Source organism: Halopelagius longus (assembly GCF_900100875.1).
In the GTDB taxonomy this organism is placed as follows: Archaea; Halobacteriota; Halobacteria; order Halobacteriales; family Haloferacaceae; genus Halopelagius; species Halopelagius longus.
Window position 1 is genome coordinate 476,190 of sequence record NZ_FNKQ01000003.1, and the last position, 19,960, is coordinate 496,149.

A 19,960-nucleotide genomic window follows, 5' to 3' on the forward strand; every position below is an offset into this window, starting at 1 on the left:
GTGGTTTGCGTGGCAGGTGATAAAATGATAGGCGACACGGCGACGCGCGCGGGGTTTTTTGCGCCGGGGCGCGTCGGTCGGTCACGAATGCCACCGAAGACTGTCGCCGTCACCGGCGGGACGGGTCGCATCGGCCCCACCGTCGTGAACGCACTGAAAGACGCGGGGTACCGCGTGGTGAACTGCAGTCGAAGCGGCGGGTCCGTCGGCGACGCCAACCTCCGGGCGGACATGACCGACGCCGGGGAGGCCTACGGCGCGTTCGCTACGGCGGGCGCCGACGCCGTCGTCCACCTCGGGATGCTCTCGAAACCGGACCACGACCCCGGCTACGTCGTCTACGAGAGCAACGCGATGAGCACGTACAACGTCCTCGAAGCGGCCGAATCGCTCGGCATCGACACCGTCGTCCTCGCCTCCAGCATGAGCGCTCTCGGCGCGAGTTTCGAACCCGGTCCCGTCCGCCTCTCGTACCTCCCGGTGGACGAGGACCACCCCGTGACGCCGTCGAACCCCTACGGCCTCGGCAAACAGGTTCTCGAAGTGACCGCCGACGGGTTCGCCCGCAGACCGGACGGGCCGACGACCATCGCATCGTTCCGGTTCCCGTGGATGCCGACGGAGAAGCAGATGCGCGAGACGTTCAGCGACGCCGACCGGCGACTGGCGGCGCTTCACCAGTCGGAGAACTTCAAGACGATTCGAAACACCCTGTTTTCGTACCTCGCACAGGCGGACGCCGCAGACGCCGTCCGTCGGGCGATAGAGGCCGACTTCGAGGGCCACGAACGGTTCTGGGTCGCCGCCGACGACACGACGGCGGAGATGGAGACGGCGGAACTCGTCGCCGAGGAGTACCCCGACGTGGAGACGAAGAAGACTTTCGAGGGGTACGAATCGCTCGTCTCGACGGAGAAGGCGCGGCGGTTGCTCGGGTGGGAACCCGAGCGGAGTTGGCGGGAGTTACGCTAAGGCGTCGACGATTCGGTCGCCGTCGAGGAAGGGGAAGCCGTGACGCTCGGCGTACTCGCGCGCCGCGTCGGTCGAAAGCGCCGCGCCCGACTCGTCGTCGAGCATCTCGCAGACGACGACTGCGGGGCCGACGCCCGCCTCCGCGGCGAGTGCGAGGCCGAGTTCGGTGTGGCCGCGCCTGTCGTCGAGGAGTCCCGGCGCGCCCCGGAGGACGTTGACGTGGCCGGGCGCGCGGAAGTCGGCGGCGAAGTCCTCGGCGTCGTACTCGCCCTCTACGGCGGCATCGGCCGCCTCGCTCAGTTTCGTGACGGTCAACGCGCGGTCCTCGTCGGTGATGCCCGTGAACGTCTCGCGGTGGTTCACCGGCAGGGAGAACGACGACCGGTCGTCGTACGCCAACTCGTGGTCGGCGGCGGCGGGGTGGTCGATTTCGGACTCCAAGAAGGGGAGGTCCATCGCCTCCGCGGCGGCGTCCGAGACGGCGGCGCAGACGAGTCCGCCCGCGTCGTTGCGGAGGCGGGCCACGTCCGCCGCCGTGACCGCGCGTGCGGGGTAGACGATGTCCGTCTCGCCCTCCCTGTCGTCGAAGTCGTGGACGAGAACGGGGTCGCCGGCGCGGAACGCCGAGAGGGCGCGGGCGAGGGCCTCGTCCGTTCGTTGGGTTCCGGCCACCGTCACACCTCCTCCACCCGGACGGTCACGCGGTCGCCGTCCGAGAGGCCGAGTTCGTCCCGGAGTTTGTCGGGCGCGATGATCTCCAGTTGGCTCTCGTCGTGGTGGGTGCGTTCGGGGACGATGATGTGGGCCTCGTCGTACGACTCGCCCTCGAACTCGACCGTCGCGGCGTAACAGGTCGCCGGGCCGAACGTCCGTTCCTCGTCCTCCCACCCGTCTATGGGGACGGCCGACAGCGACGCCATCCCGGCGCGCGCCCTGACGCTATCGTCGTCGAGGCGGACGTTGAGCGTCCCGGGGAACGGTTCGTAGCCGAGGCGTTCCGCGAACTGCTCCATGTACCCCGAAAGCGAGATGTAGTGTTTGCCCTCGCCCATGCCGCCGGTGACGGTGCCGCCGAGTTCGACCGTCTCGGCGTCGTCGGCGTCGAAGATGCGGCGATAGTCGGCGTACTCCGCTCGGAGGGCCGCCTCGCCCTCGTCGGTGACCGAGACCCACTGCCCGTCCGCCACTACGTCGCGTTCGACGTAGTCTGCGTCTTCGAGTCGTTGGAGGCGACGCGAGGCGGTCTGGCTGGAGGCGTCGAGGCGCGACGCCAGCCCGGAACAGGAGACTTTCACCGGACCGGAGCGTCCGCCTTCGAGGGCGACGAACTTCAGGGCGGCCAGTTCGTCGTACCCGACGGCGGCGACTGCCGATTCTGACATACCTGCGTCTTCGAGACGGCCCGAAATAAGCGTACCGAATATGAGATGCGTAACAGAATCGTTAAGGAGGGCGCGCGGAGTCGGTCGCGGCGACGGACCGGTTCGTAATCGAGATTGTCGGACGGCGGGGGTAAGTGCGTCGGTTCCGGCGGTGACGCCCGCCTCGTCGGACGGCGGGGGAGCGTTGCCGGCGACGGAGCGTCCGAGGCGCAGTTCGGCCGGTCCGACGCCGTTCGGAAAGGCCTTTAGCCGCGCCACAAGAACCTCGGAGCATGTTTAGAGAGTTCCGTTCGGAGGTCGAGGACGCGGTCTCTACTGCACTCTCCGCGCTCGGCTTGCCGACCGACGACCTCGGCGTCGAAGAGCCACCGGAGGACGTGTCGGCGACGCTCGCGTCGAGCGTCGCCTTCCGGTTGGCGGGCGAAGTCGGCGCGCCGCCGCCGAAAGTCGCCGTCGACATCGCCGAGGAGATAGACGCCACCGGGTACACGTACCTCGACTCGGCCGAACCGCAGGGGCCGTACGTGAACTTCCACGTCTCTGACGCCTACTACGCCGAGACGCTCGAAGCGGGCCGCAACGACGAGTACGGCCGCCTCCCGGACACCGGGAAGGACGTGGTGGTCGAACACACGAGCGCGAACCCGACGGGACCGGTCCACGTCGGGCGCGCGCGGAACCCCATCCTCGGCGACGCCATCGCGCGCATCCTCGAGTTCGCCGGTAACGACGTGGAACGGCACTACTACGTCAACGACGCCGGGCGACAGGTCGCCGTCTTCACGTGGGCCTACGAGACGTTCGACGAGGAGGACCTGCCGGAACCGGAACGGGACCGCTCCGACTACGAACTGGTCCGCTACTACCGGAAGGGCAACGCCTTCCTCGAAGCGGGCGACGAGGAGGAGGTCGAAGCCGCCGAGGAGGAGATAGCGAGCATCATGCAGGGTCTCGAAGCGGGCGACGAGGAGACGTTCGAACGCGTCGCCGTCGTCGTCGATCAGGTGCTGTCGGGGATGACCGCCTCGCTGGAACGCCTCCCCGCGGAGTTCGACCGGTTCGTCAAGGAGACGAAGTTCATCCGCAACGGCGACGCCGAGGACCTCGTTCAGCGACTGAAAGACTCCGAGTACGCCGTCTACGAGGAGGAGGCGTGGCAACTGGACCTCTCGCCGTTCGACTTCGAGAAGAACCTCGTGTTCCTCCGGTCCGACGGGACGACACTGTACACGACGCGCGACTTAGCGCACCACGAGTGGAAGTTCGACAACTACGACGAGGCGGTGACGGTCCTCGGCGAGGACCACAAACTGCAGGCCGAACAACTCGAAACCGCCTTGGAGATACTCGGCAACGACACCGACAAACTCCGCCAGACGTTCTACTCGTGGGTGAACCTCCCCGAGGGCGGGATGTCCACCCGGAAGGGGACGGGCGTCGATCTAGACGACCTGCTGGACGAGTCGGTCCGCCGCGCCCGCGAGGAGGTCGAGACGCGCCTCGACAGTCGCATCCGCGACGACGAACTCGACGACGAGGACATCGACCGCATCGCCCGACAGGTCGGCATTGGAGCCGTCCGCTACGACATCGTCTCGAAACAGCCGACGAAGGGCATCACGTTCGAGTGGGAGCGAGCCTTGGACTTCGAGGCCCAGTCCGCCCCGTACGTCCAGTACGTTCACGCTCGCTGTTGCGGCATCCTCGACGAGGCGGAGTCGTCCGGCATCGAGGCGACCACCGACGCGTCACTCCTCGATTCGCCCGAGGAACGCGAACTGATAGCGACCATCGCGCGGTTCCCCGCCGTAATCGAGGAGGCGGCCGACGACCTCGAACCGCACGTCGTGGCGACGTACGTCCGGCAGTTCGCCGAGACGTTCAACGCCTTCTACCGCGAGCGGTCGGTGCTGAACGCCGACGACGACGCGGTGGCCGCCGCGCGCCTCGGACTGGTCGAGGCGGCCCGTCACACCGTGGCGAACGCGCTCTCCGTGCTGGGTATCGAAGCGCCCGACTCGATGTAGGCGTTACAGCCCGAAGACGGGCATCAGGAACTCGGGCGAGGAGACGAGCGACCCGCCGACCGTGGTGACCGCGAGCGCGCCCGCGCCTAACGCCAGCAGGACGAAGAGAACGATCCACCAGAACGGGACGCCAGAGTTAGATTCTGCCATACCAACGCCTGCGAACAGCCGCGTAAAAGAACTTCCCGTTCGTCGCTCCGCCGAGCGGACGGGACGGGCGTCGGCGACTCAGCCGAGGAACCGACCGAACAGGCCGCCTTTCTTCTTGTCGTCGTCGCGGCGCTCGTTCGTCCCCTCCGCGTTCTCGCCTAACTCGGTCGTGTAGACGCCGTCGTCGTCGTCCTCGTCTTCGTCGTCGTCCTCGTCGTCCGCCTCGTCGCCGTCGGAGTCGCTGGCGAACGGAATCTGCTCGTCGTCCGGGGTCGCCTCCGGTTCGGCCGCCTCGACGAGAGGACCGTCGTCCGCGTCGTCGTCCGCGGCGGCGTCGTCCGAGTCGCTCGAATCGCCGACGGCGGCGTCGTCCGCCGTCGGGTCCGCCAGCGGGTCCGCGGAGTCGCCGTCGGCGGCGTCCTCGCCCGCGGATTCGGCGGTCTCGTCGGCGGATACGCCTTCCTCGGCCGCCTCGTCGTCTCCGTCGGGCCGGTCCGACGCTCCGTCGGCCTCGTGGTCGCCCGCGACGATGATACCGTCGTCGCGTTCGGCGGCCTCGCCGCCGGAGTCGCCGTCGCCGTCGTCCGACTCGCCGGCCGCGCTGTCGTCCGCCGCGGCGGCGGTAGCGGCGTCCGGAGCGTCCGTCCCCGTATCCGGGGCGTCCGTCTCCGCGTCCGAGACGTCCGTCTCCACGCCTGCGGCGCTACCGTCGTCGGTCGGACCGTCCGCCTCGCCCGTCGCCTCCGGCGCGGCGTCGGGTTGCGGGACCGACTCGCCGGTCAGGTCGGCGGCGAGCGCTCGGTACGCCGCGGCGGCGGAGCTTCCGGGCGCGAACGTCGTGAGCGGTTCGCCCGCGTCGCCCGCGCGTCGGACGACCGTCTCGTCCGGTATCGCCTGCAGTATCTCGGCGTCGAGTTGCTCCTCGACGGTGGCGACGTTCGGGTCCTCGGGGTCGACCCGGGTGAGCACCGCGCCCGCCACCGGCACGTCGAGGCGCACCGCCACCTGCCGCGTCTTCTCCGTGTCCCCCAACGCGTCGCGCCCCGTCGTCGAGACGAGGAGCGCCTCGTCCACGTACGTCAGGGGGACGACGGTGTCGTTACTCAGTCCTGCCCCCGTATCGAGCAGGACGTAGTCGTGTCGTTCGGCCAGTTCGGAGAGCACCGCGCGGAGACCCTCGGGGTCCGCGCGGGCGAACGCGTCGAGGTCCGTCGCTCCCGGAACCACGGCCATCCCGTGCGGTCCCTCCTGCGTCGCCTCGGACACGTCTGCCTCGCCGGCGAGAACGTCGTGGAGCGTCGGCTCCGTCGGCACGACGCCCAACGCCCCCGCGAGGTTCGCCATCCCGAGGTCGCCGTCCACCACGGCGACGTTCGCGCCCGCCGCGGCGAGCGCCGCCGCGAGATTCGTCGTCGTCGTGGTCTTCCCGACGCCTCCCTTCGCGCTGACCACTGCGTACACCCGTCCCATATCTTACTCGTTCGGACTCACCCAAGACAACCACATAAACCTATTCCGAGCGAACCGCCCACACGCCACCGATTTTGCCGCCCGTCCGAACGTTCCGTGACAGTCGTAGGTTACTTAGCCTCTCGACGGCGTATATTCGATAATGAGTACCGACGCCGAAGAGGCGAGCGAGGACCGCCGGAAGTACGAGTTCCGGAAGGTCATCGAGGAGCTCGAGGACTTCGAGGGCTCCGGAACGCAACTCGTCACTATCTACATCCCGGAGGACAAGCAGATATCCGACGTCGTCGCCCACGTCACGCAGGAACACTCGGAGGCGTCGAACATCAAGTCCAAACAGACGCGAACGGCCGTCCAAGACGCCCTGAAATCCATCAAGGACCGCCTCCGCTACTACGACACCTACCCGCCGGAGAACGGCATCGTCATCTTCTCGGGGGCGGTCAACTCCGGCGGCGGCCAGACGGAGATGGTGACGAAGGTGTTGGACAGTCCCCCGGAGCCCATCCAGTCGTTCCGCTACCACTGCGACTCGGACTTCCTGACGGAACCGCTGGAGAACATGCTCACGGACAAGGGGCTGTTCGGCCTCATCGTCCTCGACCGACGGGAGGCGAACGTCGGGTGGCTGAAAGGCAAGCGCGTCGAACCCGTCAAGTCGGCGTCGTCGCTGGTCCCCGGAAAGCAGCGCAAAGGTGGTCAGTCCGCCCAGCGGTTCGCCCGCCTCCGTCTGGAAGCCATCGACAACTTCTATCAGGAAGTCGCGGAGATGGCAAACGACCTGTTCGTCGCGAAGCGACACGACATAGACGGCATCCTCGTGGGCGGTCCGTCGCCGACGAAAGACGAGTTCTTGGACGGCGACTACCTCCACCACGAACTGCAGGACCTCGTCGTCGGGAAGTTCGACGTCTCCTACACCGACGAGTCCGGACTCAAGGACTTGGTCGACGCCGCACAGGACGTGCTGGCCGACCAAGAGGTGATGAAGGACAAATCCCAGATGGAGGAGTTCTTCGAGAAGCTCCACACGGGCGAGGAGGCGACGTACGGGTTCGGCCCCACGCGGAAGAACCTCGTCATGGGCTCCGTCGACCGCCTCCTCCTCTCCGAGGATCTCCACTCGGACGTGGTCATCTACGAGTGCCCGCAGGGCCACGAGGAGTACGAAGTCGTGGACCGACGCCACGGCGACCCCGGCCACGAGTGCACCGAGTGCGGTCAGGAGGCCGAAAAGAAGGACCGCGAGGACGCCATCGAGCATCTGATGTCCATCGCCGAACAGCGAGGGACGGAGACGAAGTTCATCTCGACGGACTTCGAGAAGGGCGAACAGTTGCACGACGCCTTCGGCGGCGTCGCGGGCATCCTCCGCTACGCCACGGGCGTCTAAATCGTTTAAATCCGGCCGAACGGCGAATCGTCGCCGCTCTTCTCCGAGGGATCAGACCAGCAGTTGTTCGACCTGCGTGCGACGGCGGCCCACGTCGAAGTGCGGGTCGAGCGTCGCGTCGCCGTCGATCCGGTCGAGCGTCAGCAGAACGTCCGCGCCTTCGCGTTCGGCGCGGTCGACCAGCGTCTCTATCGCGGCGCGGTTCAGCGCCAACGAGTCGAGCATCCCGAGGAGAAGCGCCACCGCCGCGCCGCCGTCGCCGCGCGGGAAGTAGTCCGCGACGGCGTCGAACGTCGTCGCGTCGGAGGCGTCCGGTTCGGGGTAAGTTCGAAGACACCGAGAACAGAGGGCCGCGGCGTCCGCCGGGGCGTCGTCGCCCTCGACGGGCGCGTGCGTTCCGAGTCCGTCCGGAACGAGGAAGGGAACTAAGTCGCCGCCGCAGGCCGTACACGTGCGAATCATGCACCCGAATGTGAGTCGCGGGTGCGGGAAAATCCGACGATACCGACCTCTACCGGACGACAGAAGCGAGAGAAAACGGGATGGGTGTGGCCGAAGGTGAGTCCGACCGACTCGGACGTCGGGCGTCCGTCAGTCGTCGGCGGTGGCGGGGCGTTCCTTCGGAGTCGTCTCGGCCTCTTCGGCCGCCTCGCGTTCTTCCTTCTCTTCTTCTTCCTTCTTGCCCTTGATCTTCTTCAGGCGGAACGTCTCTTCGCGCTCCTGTTCTTCGAGTTTCTGCTCGATGTACTCCTGGTTGTCGTAGAGGTCGGGCAGAAGTTTGAACTCCAGAGCGTTGACGCGGCGCTTCGTCGTCTCGATCTCTCTGAGCATCTTCTTCATCGCCGTCTCGACTTCGGCGGCGAGGATGATGCTCTCTAACAGCTCCTCGTAGGCGTCGGCGGCCTCGTCGATGCGGGCCGACGACCCGAGCAGCCCGTACCCGCGCTGGTCGAGGCTCTTCTTCACGCGCGAGGACTCGATCTGCGGGACGACGACGCCCATGATGTTCTTCGATTGGGTCGTAATCTCGGGGTGTTCTTTCAACGCCGCGGCCGCGCCGCGCACCGCGACGTCGCCCTCCATCGCGCGCGCCATGTTTATCTTCCGCTGGGCGGTCTCGTAGTTGGTGTTGAGTTCGGAGCGGACGTCCTGCGCTTGGTCGAGGATGTCCATGAACTCCATGATGAGACCGTCGCGCTTCTGCTCCAGCGTGTCGTGGCCTCGCTCGGAGAGTTCGATGCGGTCCTCTATCGCCATCAGGTTCTTCCGAGTCGGTTTGACGTCTTCGGCCATCCTTGGGGGACGCTTGTGGACGGAGGGGGTTAATCCTTTTCAGTCCGAGTTCGCCATCGCGCACGCGTACGCGAAGAAAACACGGTGGCGTCGCTCCGGGTTCGGCGTCGTCGACGAAAAGAACGTCCGAACGCGAGACGCGGGTTAGTCGGCGGTGACTTCTTCCGCGCCCTCGTCGGCGGCGTCCTCGCGGTAGTGTTCCTCGATGAGCTCTTCGTCGATACGGTTGAGCTCCTTCTTGGGGAACATCGACAGGAGGTCCCAGCCGATTTCGAGCGTCTCGTCGATGGAGCGGTTCGTGTCGTACCCCTGATCGACGAACTCCTCCTCGAAGCGGTCGGCGAAGTCGAGGTACGTGTTGTCACGCTCCGACAGCGCCTCGCGACCGACGATGTTCACCAGGTCGCGGAGGTCCTCACCCTCCGCGTACGCGGCGTACATCTGGTCGGAGACGTCCGCGTGGTCCGCGCGCGTGAGACCCTCGCCGATACCGTCGTCCATCAGACGCGAGAGGCTCGGAAGCACGTTGACCGGCGGCTGGATGCCCTGGCTGTTCAGGTCGCGGTCGACGTAGATCTGTCCCTCGGTGATGTATCCGGTGAGGTCCGGAATCGGGTGCGTGTCGTCGTCACCCGGCATCGTGAGGATGGGAATCTGCGTCACGGAGCCTTCGCGACCCTGGATACGACCGGCGCGTTCGTACAGTTGTGCCAGGTCGGTGTACATGTATCCGGGGTACCCGCGTCGGCCCGGCACCTCTTCGCGGGCCGCGCCGATTTCGCGCAGGGCCTCGCAGTAGTTGGTCATGTCCGTGAGGATGACCAGCACGTGGTAGTCCTTCTCGAAGGCGAGGTACTCGGCGGTGGTGAGCGCGAGACGCGGCGTGACCGTCCGCTCGACTGCGGGGTCGTCCGCGAGGTTCATGAAGACGACCGAGCGTTCGAGCGCGCCCGTGCGCTCGAAGTCCTCCATGAACTCGTTGGCCTCCTCGGCGGTGATACCCATCGCGCCGAAGATGACGGCGAACTCCGAGCCCTCGTCGTCGTCGCCTTCCTCTTCTTCCGGGACGGTCGCCTGACGGGCGACCTGCAAGGCGAGTTCGTTGTGCGGCAGCCCCGACCCCGAGAAGATGGGGAGCTTCTGTCCGCGGACTAGAGTGTTCATGCCGTCGATGGCGGAGACGCCGGTCTGGATGAACTCCTCGGGGTACTCCCGGGAGTAGGGGTTGATGGCCGCGCCGACGATTTCGTGGCGCTCGTCCGGGACGATGTCGGGGCCGCCGTCGATGGGCTGGCCCGACCCGTCGAGGACGCGTCCGAGGAGGTCCTCGGTGACGGGCATCTTCAGCGTCTCGCCCATGAAGCGGACGGACGCGTTTCGGTCGATACCGCTCGTGCCCTCGAACACCTGGATGGCCACGAGGCCGTCCGAGGATTCGAGGACCTGTCCGCGCAGGGTTTCGCCGTTCTGCGTCTCGATTTCGACGATCTCGTCGTAACCGATCGGCTCGTCGACTTCGGCGAACACCAGCGGACCGCTGATCTCGGTGATTGTCTGGTATTCTTTCATCTTAGTACAGCTCCCGAATTTCCTCGGAGATGTCGTCTTTCAGTTCCGCGACGTACTCCTCGTAGTCCTCCTGGACGCCGATGCGGTTCAGGCGCGGGGCGGCCTCGATGGAGATGATCTCGTCCACCGGGACGCCGGCTTCGAGCGCATCGAACGCCTCGTCGTTGAAGTGGTGGATGGCGGTGAGCATGAGGTACGTCTTCTCCGGCGGACAGTACGTGTCCGTCGGGTGGAACGCGTTCTGCTGGAGGTACGCCTCGCGGAGGTACCGCGCGACTTCGAGCGTCAGCTGCTGGTCCTCCGGCAGGGCGTCCTTACCGACCAACTGGACGATCTCCTGCAGTTCGGACTCCTCGTCGAGGACGTCGACCGCCCACTGGCGCTCGTCGGGCCAGTCTTCGGCGACGTTCTCCTGGAACCACGGGTCCAGCTGGTCCTTGTACAGCGAGTACGACTCGTTCCAGTTGATGGCCGGGAAGTGCCGACGCTCCGCGAGGTCGGCGTCCAGCGCCCAGAACGTCTTGACGATGCGCAGCGTGTTCTGGGTGACGGGCTCGGAGAAGTCGCCGCCGGGCGGGGAGACGGCCCCGATGGCGGAGACCGACCCCTCCGTGCCGTTGATGTTCTCGAAGTAGCCGGCGCGCTCGTAGAACTCCGAGAGGCGCGCGGCGAGGTACGCGGGGTACCCCTCTTCGCCGGGCATCTCTTCGAGGCGCGAGGAGATCTCGCGCATGGCCTCGGCCCACCGGGAGGTGGAGTCGGCCATGAGCGCCACGTCGTACCCCATGTCGCGGTAGTACTCCGCGATGGTGATACCCGTGTACACGCAGGATTCCCGCGCCGCGACGGGCATGTTCGACGTGTTGGCGATGAGCGAGGTCCGGGCCATGAGCGGGTTCCCGGTGGAGGGGTCCTCCAGTTCCGGGAAGTCGTCGATGACCTCGGTCATCTCGTTACCGCGCTCGCCGCACCCGACGTAGACGATGATGTCCGCGTCGGCGTACTTCGCCAGTTGGTGCTGCGTGACGGTCTTTCCGGAGCCGAACGGGCCGGGGATGGCGGCCGTCCCGCCCTTCGCGATGGGGAACAGACCGTCGAGGATGCGCTGACCGGAGACCAGCGGCGTCCGCGGCGTCTTCTTCGTGTCGGAGGGTCGGGCCTCGCGGACCGGCCACTCCTGCCGCATCGTTATCTCTTCGCCGTTGTCGAGTTCGACCACCGTCTCCTCGACGGTGAAGTCGCCCTCTTCGACGGTGACGACTTCGCCGCCCTCGTACGTCGGCGGAACCATGACCTTGTGGTCGATGGTGACCGTCTCCTCGACGGTGCCGACGATGTCGCCGGATTCGACGGTGTCGCCGGGGACGACTTCGGGGGTGAAGCCCCACTCTTTCTCCAGTTCGATTCCGGGCGCGTCCACACCGCGGTCGAGGAACGCGCTGCCCATCTTCGATTCGAGCACGTCGAGGGGTCGCTGGACGCCGTCGTAGATGGAGTCCAGCAGACCCGGGCCCAGGTCGACGGTCAGCGGTTCTCCCGTGTTCTCGACGGGTTCGCCGGGACCGACGCCGGACGTCTCCTCGTACACCTGAACCGTCGTGATGTTACCCTCGATTTCGATGACCTCGCCCATCAGACCTTCCTCGCCCACGTAGACGACGTCGTTCATCCGGGCGTCGAGGTCACGTGCGGTCACGACGGGACCACTCACACTCTCGATGATGCCGTCCTCTCGGACGGTCTCTTGTGTTGCACTCATGTTAGTCTTCGTCCTCCTCCATCAGGTCGATACCGATGGCGCGTTTGATCTGGTCGCGGAGGCCGCCCGCGCCGGCACCGCCGCCGAGCGTCACCAGCGTCGGTTCGATGCTGGATTCGATCGAGCGGCGGACCTGACGCGAGAGATGCTCCATGTCGTCGTCGTGCATCACGATGATGCCGACGTCGTCGTCCGAGAGCGTCTCCTCTACGGCCTCGTCGAGTTGTTCGTTCTTCTGTTCTTCCGGGACGTTCTCGAACTTCCGGACTCCCGCGAGGCGGAAGCCGGTGGTGAAGTCCGAACTACCGATGACGGCTATCTCCTGACTCATAGGGTGACCAACTCCGATTCGATTTCGTCCTCGGAGAGACCGGCCTCGCGTCCGCGCGCGATGGCCCGAATGTTGTCCACCTCCTGCTCTTTCCGCAGGATGTAGGCGATTATCGGACCGATAGAGAGCGGGAACACGCTCCCCATTCCGCGGGCCTTTTCGAGGAGCGCGATGTCGAGTGCGCGTTCGAACCCGAGGAGGCTACCGGCCTCTTCGAGTTCGTCGAGCGCAGTCGAGAGATCGTCGCCGTACTCCGAGTCACGAATCCTCGAAACCAACTCGTCAGGGTTCTTCGCGAGCGTCGTCAGTTCCGACGCGGAGAATAAGGACCCGCCACTGATATAGTACTCGGACGGGTCGATGTCGGCTCCGCTCCGAGCGAGGCGGAGCGCGTTCCGCGCGTTGCGGAAGTCGATCTCCGCTTCGAGGTAGTCGCGGTACTGCCGAGTCTCCTCGTTCATCACGAGGTCGTCGAGCAACCGCTCGTAGTACGCGCGGTCGATGGCGTTTTCGAGGGGAACGAGGACGTCCGTCTCCTCGTAGTCCTCGTACGCCTCGTCGATGCCCGCGTCGAATATCGTGCCGTGGAGCCGCTCGACCACTTCCTCGACGGTGCTCGCGTCGAGCAACCGTTCGATGAAGCTGTCCGAGAGCTCGCCCGCACGGATGAGGTCGTCTTCGATTTCGTCGCGGTCGGCGTCCGAGTATATCCCTCGAATGACCGTCTTGACGTTCCACGCGTCGTACCGACGGAGGTACCGCGCGATGTGGTCGTACAGGCGGCCTTCCGCCCAGTCGAGGATGTCGTCGAACTGCTTTGCGAGATTTCGGTTCAGCGCGTACTCGATGAGGTCGACCCCCGAGTAGCGGGAACCGAGCGCGTTTATCTCGGCTTCGTACTCCGACTCCTCCATGAACCGGGCGATTTCGGCCGGTCCCATCCGAACCAGCTTGCGGTAGTCCTCCTCGCTGTACAGGGCGCTCTGTCGCGCTCTGACGCGAGCGGTCACGTACTCCGGATTGGAACCGCCGGATGCACTCATTGGTCGAACAGTCGGGTGCTCACTTCCTTGAGGTTGTCCTCCCAGACGCCCTCGAGGATGGAGTCGAACGTGTTGTTCACTCTGACGCGCGAGGACTCGCTCTCGACGACGACGCCACCGAGGCAGTCGCGTTCGCCCCCGTAGCTGAAGCCGTCGTAGTCCTCGAGAACGTCTTCGAGCAAGTCGGCGTCGTCGGCGCGGCCGTAGACGACGACGTCGTCGCTCTCGTCGAACTCGTCGGCCGCGGCGTCGATGAGTTCGCGGGTCAGTTCTTCGCGGCGGTCGCCGGAGAGCGAGGCGAGTTCGTCCTCGACTTGACTGCGGACGTCTTCGAGGACGTCGCGTCGGGCTTCGAGGCGCTGCTGTTTCGCCTCCAGTTTCGCGCTGGAGAGCGCCTGCTCGCGCTCCTGCTCGATCTGGCGCTCGACGTCGGCCTCCCGCGCTTCGAGGAGATCCTCGGCGTCGGCCTCGGCCTCCTCGATGATTTCGGTAGCGCGGCGCTCACCGGCCTCTCGAATTTCCTCCGCACGCGCGCGTGCTTCGCCTCGTATATCTTCGACGACGTTATCCAAACTCATTGATGGAAAGGGTGGGGGTGGTGCTTACGCCGAGACGATGAACACGACGACGAGTGCCAGAATGACGATCGTCTCCGGCAGAACGGTCAGAATGAGACCGTTGACGAAGAGGGAGTCGTCTTCTGCGATGGCACCCATCGCGGCGGCACCGATGCCACGCTCCGCGTATCCCGCGCCGAACGCCGCGAGACCGACGGCGAGGGCGGCGGCGGCGGGTGCTTCGAGAGCCGGGGCGGCTGCCTGCGCTTGCTGTAGGAGTGTTAGTGCTGACATAGTTGTGGTATTTTCTATGACGGTTAGTCGTCTCCGAACGTGCGTATGTGGACAGACACACCTCATAAAGGTTCCCAAACCGTTTCGCCGTAACCGGGCGGATACGCCCGGATTCGGCGGAATAGAGCGAAAAACGAGTTCCGATACCGCGGCTCTCGAAGGGTGAACGGCGAAGGCCGAGGGTGGGTTGTGGTTAGTCTTCGGTGGTGTAACGACGCTCGTAACCGAACGGCTCGTACTCGCGGCCGCCGCCTTGGAAGAACTTGTTGAAGAACTCCACGTACTCGAGACGCACCGCCTGCAGGCCGGCGCTGGTCACGCCGAGGAGGAGCACGAGGAGGTGGCCGATCACGAGGACGAGCAGACCGATGAGGATGGTCGCCGCGTCGCCGTGGAGGAGGCCACCGAACATGATCGTCGCCTCGCTGTGGTGCTCGAGGACGTACTCCGGACCGTGGTCGAGCATGAAGTGCCACTCGTCACCGTGGCCGCTCGGAACGGCGTACACGCCGAAGAACAGGAGGTTGACCGTGAAGGCCATCCCCGCCTTCGCCAGCATCACCGCGCCGATACGCGTGTACGACAGCACGTTCACGAGCACGTTGATGAACTCGACGGCCTCGATGGGTTCGCCCATCACGAGGAGGGCGAGTCCGACGAAGAACACCAAGAGCGGCAACGTGAACGGCGCGTTGACCACCGGAATGGTGAACAGTTCCATCGTCGGGAAGCCGTTGAATCCGAGCGGGATGATTCCGTCGGCGGAGAACGTCGTGTAGAGGAAGTCCGGTGCGGTTCCGCTGACGGCGTCGCTGAATATCCAGACCCACAGGCCGTTCAGCATCAGAATCCACGAGGCGCTCTCGAAGATGGCGTGCTTCAGGTCGTGGAGCTCGTAGTTCTCGACGAAGTCGAAGATGTATCCGATGTTGAGGTGGACGATGCCGACGAGCAGGCTCACGACGAGCCATCCGAGCGCCCACTCGCTGGTGGCGGGGGAGAGACCCTTCTCTATCGGCGGGTGGCTCATGTGGAGCACGCCCTCCCAGAAGTACGACGAGATGAGGTGCAGCCCGAATATCTCGCCGTACAGGACGCCGAAGATGGCCGTGAACAGACCGGCCGCGAGGGTGACGCCGCCCATGCTCTTGAACGCCGGGCGCTCGTCGAACTTCGACCACAGGAAGTAGCCGATTCCCATGTAGATGAGGCCGTAGCCGAGGTCACCGATCATGAACCCGAACAGAAGCGGGAACGTCAGGAACAGGATGACCGTCGGGTCGAGCTCGAAGTAGCTCGGCTTGCTGACGGCGTTCACCAGAATCTCGAACGGCTGAACCGCGCCGGGGTTGTTCTGCACCGTCGGCGGTTCGTCGTTCCGCATCACGACCGCGCTCCCGCCGTCGGCGCGCGCCTCGTCGGCGTCCCCGCCGTCGGCCGCAGTCGGCGTGCCCGTGCCGTCGCCGCCGGGGCCCGCGGGGATGTCCTCGCGGATGTGGTCGCTGCCGTCGGAACTGAACGACGCGCGTTCGAGTTCTTCGACCTGCACGCTGTCGCCGACGGTCTCCTTCAGCGTGGCTTTGAACTCGGTGTAGCGCTCGGAGGGAATCCACCCCTCGGCGATGAACGCGTTCTCCGTCGTCGCGAACGAAAGCGGCGCTTCCGTCTTCTGGACGTCGATGGAGAGCTTCTCCTCGGCGGCGAGGAGGAAGCCCGCGGCGTCGAGCTTCAGGCTCTCGAGTTCGTCCTCGACGGAGTCGAGGTTCGAGCGGATCTGTTGGGCCTCCTGTTCGAGGTCCCGGACGTAGTTCTGGGGGTTCCCCTCCGCGTCGGGCACTTCGATGGAGACGAAGTCCGCACCGACGAGGGCGTCCGCGAGCGCCGAATCGTCGGCGTGCTTCGAGGGGTAGGCGAACACGGCGAGCGTATCGTCGCCCGCGAACACCTCGTGAGAGCGGATGTCGTCGGCGTCCACGAGGGCGCGTTCTATCTGGTCCCGTTGTCCGTGTCCGACGGCGACCTGCAGGGTGTCGTACCCCGAGAGCAGGTCGAGGTCGATGCCGAGGTCGACGAACGGCGACATCGCGTCGATTCGTTCCTCGACCTCGCGGAGCTCCTGTCGAAGCTCCTGCCGTTCGTCGTCGAGGTCGTTGACCTGCTCTCGGATCTCTTCGAGGTCGGACTCCAACGCCTCGTCGGTGACGATGCGGGTCGGCCCCGCGTCGTCGTCGGAGACGTCGAGCATGCTCTCGAGCGAGCGGACGGTGACGAGCTTTTCGGAGGCCTCCTCGGCTCCCTCGACGGGGTCGCCCGGGTCGAAGCCCTCCCACGTGTCGTCGTAGTCCGTGACGTGAAGCAGGTTCAGGTCGTGGACCGTCTCGATGACGGGGTCCATCACGCGCTTGGACCCGGTCACGGAGACCTTGCTCATCTGCTCAGGTCTGAGCATGCACCGCCTCCTCGAACCGTTCGATGGCGTATTCGACCGCCTCGTCAGCGTTTGTCTGCGCGTCTTCGACGAGCTCCTCGCGCGCGTCCTCGCCGCGCTTCAGAATCTCCTCGCGCTCCTCCTCGATCTCTGAGCGAGCTTCGTCGAGACGTTCCTCCTCGTATTCACGCGCCTCTTCCTCGGCCTGTTGACGGATCTCCTCTGCCTCGCGTCGCGCCTCCGCGATACGCTCCTCGCGGTCGGCCTCGGCCTCTGCGACGATGTCGTCGGCCTCGTTCTCGGCAGTCTTGATCCGTTCGAGAACCTCTGGTCTCGGCATACTCGTATCACTGAGAAGTTGCAGTACCGGCGTATAAGGTGTTTGCGGAACACGCGCGTGAATACGGTGGGTTTTCGGAGGGTGAAAACGGGGGACACCGACGAGGACCGAACACTCTCCGGGCCGAGAACGACGCGGAATCCGCACCGTTATGAGAGCCGGGGACGAATCCGACGGCGATGGGAGTCCTCGAAGACAAATCACGGGCCCGTCTGTTCTACAAGTATCTCTCGAAGGTGTACGACCGCGTGAACCCCTTCATCTGGAACGAGGAGATGCGCGACGAAGCGCTCGAACTCCTCGACCTTCGGCCGGACGACCGGGTGTTGGACGTGGGCTGTGGGACCGGTTTCGCCACCGAGGGACTCCTCCGCTACACCGACGACGTTCACGGACTCGACCAGAGCGCCCACCAGCTCGAACGGGCGTTCGCCAAGTTCGGGAAGGACGACGACGTGCGCTTCTACCGCGGCGACGCGGAGCGTCTCCCCTTCGCGGACGACTCCTTCGACGCCGTCTGGTCGTCGGGCTCCATCGAGTACTGGCCGAACCCCGTCGCGGCGCTCCGGGAGTTCCGCCGCGTCGTCGAACCCGGCGGTCGCGTCCTCGTCGTCGGTCCCGACTACCCGAAGACGACGCTGTTCCAGAAGCTCGCGGACAGCATCATGCTGTTCTACGACGAACACGAGGCCCAGCGGATGTTCGAGGAGGCCGGCTTCGTCGACATCGAGCACCACATCCAACAGGCCCGCCCCGGCACTCCGCGCGCCATCACGACGGTGGCTCGCGCGCCCGACGACGAATCGGCCGACGACGAGTCGGCCGAAACCGTCGAGACCGACGCGTAGACCGACTCGCATTCTCCTCCCGCGCGACGTTCACCGCCCGTAGCGTCGCCTCACGTACCCGCCCGTAGCCAACCTCCAGCGGTCTCGTTCCTGCTTCCGTCACGTTCCGACGCCGGCCGAGAGTCGCGCGAGACGCCCGCCGTCCCCGTACACGGTCACCGTCACCGTCCGCCCGTCCGCGAGCGACGGGTCGTTCGTCCCCGCGACGGTGAACGACGCGCGTTCGCCCGCGGACCACGTTCCGTCGGCGGCGGCGTTGAACGGCCCCGTCGGACCCGAGCGAAAACCGCGCGCGGAGAAGAACGGAACGGGCGGTTGGCGGCGCAGCGGCGTCCCGTCGATTTCGACGCGGACGCTGAGCCGCCGCACCGAGAGCGAGGGGCCGCGTTCGTGCGTTAGCGCCACCGTGTCGCCCTCGACGGAGAGCGAGAACGCGACGCGCGCCGTCGAGTGGCCGGAAGTCGGCGTCGGAGTAGAGTCCGCTGACAGAGCGACGGTTCCCGCGCCGACGACGGCGGTCAGAACGACGGTGACGCCGACGAGAACGACGATACCGACGAGCGGTGAGAGGGCGCGGTCGGACACGGAGGCGGTGGCCCCCTCACGGTATAAGAAGGTTCCTCGGGGCGAGGCGGGCGCTACGCTTCGGGAGTCGCCGTCGTCCGGTTGGTCGCCCCGTCGTGGATGCGCGGCGGTTCCGAGGCGTCGACGGAGAGCAGGACGACCGAGATGTCGTCGATGGCGGTTATCTGGTACGACTGACCGGGCGCGAGCGCCCACAACTGCCCGTCGTCTCCGGTCCGGCCGACGCTGGTACTGCGCCCGCCCGCCGGACCGACGGTGATTCTGGCGTCGACGGGTTCGCCCGTCTCGGAGTCGTTCAGTTGGATGAGCACCGGGCCGCCGGAGTACGTCCGGTACGCCGTCAGTTTGAGGCCGTCCTTGACGGACGTTCCGGCCTCCGTCGTCTCCATCGTATCGAGCGGGCGGTGCTGGTACTCCTTGAACACGGTCTTGGCCCCGCTGTCGACGAACGCCGAGAGCTGTCCGCGGTGATGTTGGATTCGGACGAGGTAGCTGTCGCCGGAGCCGACGACGTCGGTGCCGTTCTGGGCGAGGCGGAGCGCGTAGATGTTCGGGTACGCCTCCGCGGTGATGTTCAACGCCTCGGGCGTCGTGATGCTCGCCGCGCCGCGCTGGCGGAGGGTCCCGCGGTACGCCTCTCTGACGTACGTCCCGTTGTCGATGACGCCGAGGACGACGCTGTCTGGGCCGGACTGAACGAAGAATCGGGACGACTCCGCCTCCCCGCTAAAAACCTGCACGGCGTGGCTCCGAACGGGACCGGTGAACGTCTCGAGCTCCCGTTCGAGGTCGGCCGAGCGTTCGGTGATGGAGAAGTCCGGCGTCTGCAGCGCTATCTCCTCGATTCTGTCGCGCCGTTGCTCCAGTTCGGACGCCTGAACGTCGATGATCGCGAGTTCGAGGAGGAGCTTCCGCGAGGATATCTCGCCCGCGCTGTAGGCGGACAGAACCCGTCGCTGGCGCGCCCGCAGGTCGATGACGCGCTGTTCGATGTTGCTCAGTTCCCCCAACAGCAACTGTTGGCGGCGTTCGACGGTCGACGCGGACTCGATGCGGTCGATTCGGCGCACCGTCTCCATGTGCGCGGCGGTCGCGTTCGACTCCACGGAGAGCGCCGGCCCGAGGTCCACGGTCCGCGTTTCGAGCGTGCTCCGTCGGACGGCGCTCGGCGGGATGCCGAGGACGCCCAGGGCCTCCTCTTGCGCCGTCTCGTTCGTGACCAGCCCCCGCGACGGCGCGACTTGGCGAGTCTCCTCGTCTACGACCGGTCCGCCTCGGAGCGAATCCGCCGTCTGGAGCGGGGCGGCCGTATCCGGCGGTGTGGCCGTCGTCCCCGCCGCGGCGGCGACGGACGAGAGGACGAGGAGGACGGCGAACGTTACGGGGAGGGCTCTCATATCCCGTCGGTACAGTTTCACAGTACTAAAAACGCAGTCATTCCGCTCTCAGATAACGTAGCAGGTTCTCAGCCGACCGTTCGCGGAGATATCGGCTCCCGAATCGCGTTCACCCGATGGAA

At 66.1% G+C, this 19,960-nt stretch carries 20 protein-coding genes; 4 read left to right on the forward strand and 16 right to left on the reverse strand.

The genetic code is table 11. The annotated features are described in order from the left end of the window. The first annotated feature begins 87 nt into the window (after positions 1 to 87). The gene (locus BLS11_RS13140) at positions 88 to 972 is read left to right on the forward strand and encodes an NAD-dependent epimerase/dehydratase family protein (protein ID WP_092538165.1); all 885 of its coding nucleotides are present in this window, start codon (positions 88 to 90) and stop codon (positions 970 to 972) included. On the opposite strand, the gene ribB is transcribed toward BLS11_RS13140, so the two are convergent. After that, positions 964 to 1,644 carry a 3,4-dihydroxy-2-butanone-4-phosphate synthase gene (gene ribB / locus BLS11_RS13145; protein ID WP_092538605.1) on the reverse strand — a complete coding sequence of 227 codons (681 nt, stop codon included), beginning with the start codon at positions 1,642 to 1,644 and terminating at the stop codon, positions 964 to 966. The genes BLS11_RS13140 and ribB overlap by 9 nt on opposite strands. Before the next feature lie 2 nt (positions 1,645 to 1,646). Then, a complete protein-coding gene (locus BLS11_RS13150) occupies positions 1,647 to 2,354 on the reverse strand; it encodes a DUF120 domain-containing protein (protein ID WP_092538167.1) in 708 nt (235 codons plus the stop codon). Between the two features lie 272 nt (positions 2,355 to 2,626). On the opposite strand from BLS11_RS13150, the gene argS reads away from it, so the two are divergent. Continuing rightward, positions 2,627 to 4,381 (forward strand): arginine--tRNA ligase, encoded by a 1,755-nt coding sequence (argS, locus tag BLS11_RS13155; RefSeq protein ID WP_092538169.1) that lies wholly within the window; start codon positions 2,627 to 2,629, stop codon positions 4,379 to 4,381. A gap of 3 nt (positions 4,382 to 4,384) precedes the next feature. Here the strand turns inward: argS and BLS11_RS19455 are convergent, their stop codons facing one another. Beyond that, entirely contained in the window at positions 4,385 to 4,531 is a 147-nt protein-coding gene (locus BLS11_RS19455) for a hypothetical protein (protein ID WP_175454451.1), read from the reverse strand. 78 nt (positions 4,532 to 4,609) lie between these two features. After that, positions 4,610 to 6,001, reverse strand: a complete 1,392-nt coding sequence (minD, locus tag BLS11_RS13160) for a cell division ATPase MinD (protein WP_092538171.1) — start codon at positions 5,999 to 6,001, stop codon at positions 4,610 to 4,612. A gap of 142 nt (positions 6,002 to 6,143) precedes the next feature. Here minD and prf1 point away from each other — a divergent pair, with 142 nt between their 5' ends. Next, positions 6,144 to 7,394, forward strand: coding sequence for a peptide chain release factor aRF-1 (gene prf1 / locus BLS11_RS13165; RefSeq protein WP_092538173.1), 1,251 nt, complete (start codon positions 6,144 to 6,146; stop codon positions 7,392 to 7,394). A gap of 51 nt (positions 7,395 to 7,445) precedes the next feature. Here the strand turns inward: prf1 and BLS11_RS13170 are convergent, their stop codons facing one another. From BLS11_RS13170 to ahaH, 10 genes are all read right to left on the reverse strand, one after another. Then, positions 7,446 to 7,856 (reverse strand): DUF6276 family protein, encoded by a 411-nt coding sequence (locus BLS11_RS13170; protein ID WP_092538175.1) that lies wholly within the window; start codon positions 7,854 to 7,856, stop codon positions 7,446 to 7,448. 129 nt (positions 7,857 to 7,985) lie between these two features. Further along, entirely contained in the window at positions 7,986 to 8,687 is a 702-nt protein-coding gene (locus BLS11_RS13175; RefSeq protein ID WP_092538177.1) for a V-type ATP synthase subunit D, read from the reverse strand. A 144-nt stretch (positions 8,688 to 8,831) separates the two neighbouring features. Continuing rightward, positions 8,832 to 10,256 (reverse strand): ATP synthase subunit B, encoded by a 1,425-nt coding sequence (locus tag BLS11_RS13180; RefSeq protein WP_092538179.1) that lies wholly within the window; start codon positions 10,254 to 10,256, stop codon positions 8,832 to 8,834. A 1-nt stretch (position 10,257) separates the two neighbouring features. Then, on the reverse strand, positions 10,258 to 12,015 hold the full coding sequence (locus BLS11_RS13185; protein WP_092538181.1) for an ATP synthase subunit A: 1,758 nt from the start codon (positions 12,013 to 12,015) through the stop codon (positions 10,258 to 10,260). A 1-nt stretch (position 12,016) separates the two neighbouring features. Next, positions 12,017 to 12,346: a V-type ATP synthase subunit F gene (locus BLS11_RS13190; RefSeq protein ID WP_092538183.1), complete on the reverse strand. Its 330-nt coding sequence runs from the start codon at positions 12,344 to 12,346 to the stop codon at positions 12,017 to 12,019. Then, positions 12,343 to 13,389: a V-type ATP synthase subunit C gene (locus tag BLS11_RS13195; protein ID WP_092538185.1), complete on the reverse strand. Its 1,047-nt coding sequence runs from the start codon at positions 13,387 to 13,389 to the stop codon at positions 12,343 to 12,345. Before BLS11_RS13195 ends, BLS11_RS13190 begins: the two co-directional genes overlap by 4 nt. After that, entirely contained in the window at positions 13,386 to 13,967 is a 582-nt protein-coding gene (locus BLS11_RS13200) for a V-type ATP synthase subunit E (RefSeq protein ID WP_092538187.1), read from the reverse strand. The genes BLS11_RS13195 and BLS11_RS13200 overlap by 4 nt, the downstream gene beginning before the upstream one ends. 24 nt (positions 13,968 to 13,991) lie before the next feature. Then, positions 13,992 to 14,240: a hypothetical protein gene (locus BLS11_RS13205; RefSeq protein WP_092538189.1), complete on the reverse strand. Its 249-nt coding sequence runs from the start codon at positions 14,238 to 14,240 to the stop codon at positions 13,992 to 13,994. A gap of 193 nt (positions 14,241 to 14,433) precedes the next feature. Beyond that, entirely contained in the window at positions 14,434 to 16,689 is a 2,256-nt protein-coding gene (locus tag BLS11_RS13210; RefSeq protein ID WP_092538191.1) for a V-type ATP synthase subunit I, read from the reverse strand. After that, a complete protein-coding gene (gene ahaH / locus BLS11_RS13215; protein ID WP_092538193.1) occupies positions 16,676 to 17,008 on the reverse strand; it encodes an ATP synthase archaeal subunit H in 333 nt (110 codons plus the stop codon). The genes BLS11_RS13210 and ahaH overlap by 14 nt, the downstream gene beginning before the upstream one ends. A 179-nt stretch (positions 17,009 to 17,187) precedes the next feature. Here ahaH and BLS11_RS13220 point away from each other — a divergent pair, with 179 nt between their 5' ends. Continuing rightward, positions 17,188 to 17,856, forward strand: coding sequence for a methyltransferase domain-containing protein (locus BLS11_RS13220; protein WP_092538195.1), 669 nt, complete (start codon positions 17,188 to 17,190; stop codon positions 17,854 to 17,856). 99 nt (positions 17,857 to 17,955) lie between these two features. On the opposite strand, the gene BLS11_RS13225 is transcribed toward BLS11_RS13220, so the two are convergent. Both BLS11_RS13225 and BLS11_RS13230 read right to left on the reverse strand, forming a co-directional pair. Further along, the gene (locus BLS11_RS13225; RefSeq protein ID WP_092538197.1) at positions 17,956 to 18,441 is read right to left on the reverse strand and encodes a type IV pilin domain-containing protein; all 486 of its coding nucleotides are present in this window, start codon (positions 18,439 to 18,441) and stop codon (positions 17,956 to 17,958) included. Between the two features lie 53 nt (positions 18,442 to 18,494). Then, positions 18,495 to 19,838 (reverse strand): DUF7094 domain-containing protein, encoded by a 1,344-nt coding sequence (locus tag BLS11_RS13230; RefSeq protein ID WP_092538199.1) that lies wholly within the window; start codon positions 19,836 to 19,838, stop codon positions 18,495 to 18,497. Positions 19,839 to 19,960 lie beyond the last annotated feature (122 nt).

Coding starts and splice junctions, on each gene's coding strand:
- BLS11_RS13140 (WP_092538165.1), top strand. CDS start 88: ATGCCACCGAAGACTGTCGCCGTCACCGGCGGGACGGGTCGCATCGGC.
- BLS11_RS13150 (WP_092538167.1), bottom strand. CDS start 2,354: ATGTCAGAATCGGCAGTCGCCGCCGTCGGGTACGACGAACTGGCCGCC.
- argS (WP_092538169.1), top strand. CDS start 2,627: ATGTTTAGAGAGTTCCGTTCGGAGGTCGAGGACGCGGTCTCTACTGCA.
- BLS11_RS19455 (WP_175454451.1), bottom strand. CDS start 4,531: ATGGCAGAATCTAACTCTGGCGTCCCGTTCTGGTGGATCGTTCTCTTC.
- minD (WP_092538171.1), bottom strand. CDS start 6,001: ATGGGACGGGTGTACGCAGTGGTCAGCGCGAAGGGAGGCGTCGGGAAG.
- prf1 (WP_092538173.1), top strand. CDS start 6,144: ATGAGTACCGACGCCGAAGAGGCGAGCGAGGACCGCCGGAAGTACGAG.
- BLS11_RS13170 (WP_092538175.1), bottom strand. CDS start 7,856: ATGATTCGCACGTGTACGGCCTGCGGCGGCGACTTAGTTCCCTTCCTC.
- BLS11_RS13175 (WP_092538177.1), bottom strand. CDS start 8,687: ATGGCCGAAGACGTCAAACCGACTCGGAAGAACCTGATGGCGATAGAG.
- BLS11_RS13180 (WP_092538179.1), bottom strand. CDS start 10,256: ATGAAAGAATACCAGACAATCACCGAGATCAGCGGTCCGCTGGTGTTC.
- BLS11_RS13185 (WP_092538181.1), bottom strand. CDS start 12,015: ATGAGTGCAACACAAGAGACCGTCCGAGAGGACGGCATCATCGAGAGT.
- BLS11_RS13190 (WP_092538183.1), bottom strand. CDS start 12,346: ATGAGTCAGGAGATAGCCGTCATCGGTAGTTCGGACTTCACCACCGGC.
- BLS11_RS13195 (WP_092538185.1), bottom strand. CDS start 13,389: ATGAGTGCATCCGGCGGTTCCAATCCGGAGTACGTGACCGCTCGCGTC.
- BLS11_RS13200 (WP_092538187.1), bottom strand. CDS start 13,967: ATGAGTTTGGATAACGTCGTCGAAGATATACGAGGCGAAGCACGCGCG.
- BLS11_RS13205 (WP_092538189.1), bottom strand. CDS start 14,240: ATGTCAGCACTAACACTCCTACAGCAAGCGCAGGCAGCCGCCCCGGCT.
- BLS11_RS13210 (WP_092538191.1), bottom strand. CDS start 16,689: ATGCTCAGACCTGAGCAGATGAGCAAGGTCTCCGTGACCGGGTCCAAG.
- ahaH (WP_092538193.1), bottom strand. CDS start 17,008: ATGCCGAGACCAGAGGTTCTCGAACGGATCAAGACTGCCGAGAACGAG.
- BLS11_RS13220 (WP_092538195.1), top strand. CDS start 17,188: ATGGGAGTCCTCGAAGACAAATCACGGGCCCGTCTGTTCTACAAGTAT.
- BLS11_RS13230 (WP_092538199.1), bottom strand. CDS start 19,838: ATGAGAGCCCTCCCCGTAACGTTCGCCGTCCTCCTCGTCCTCTCGTCC.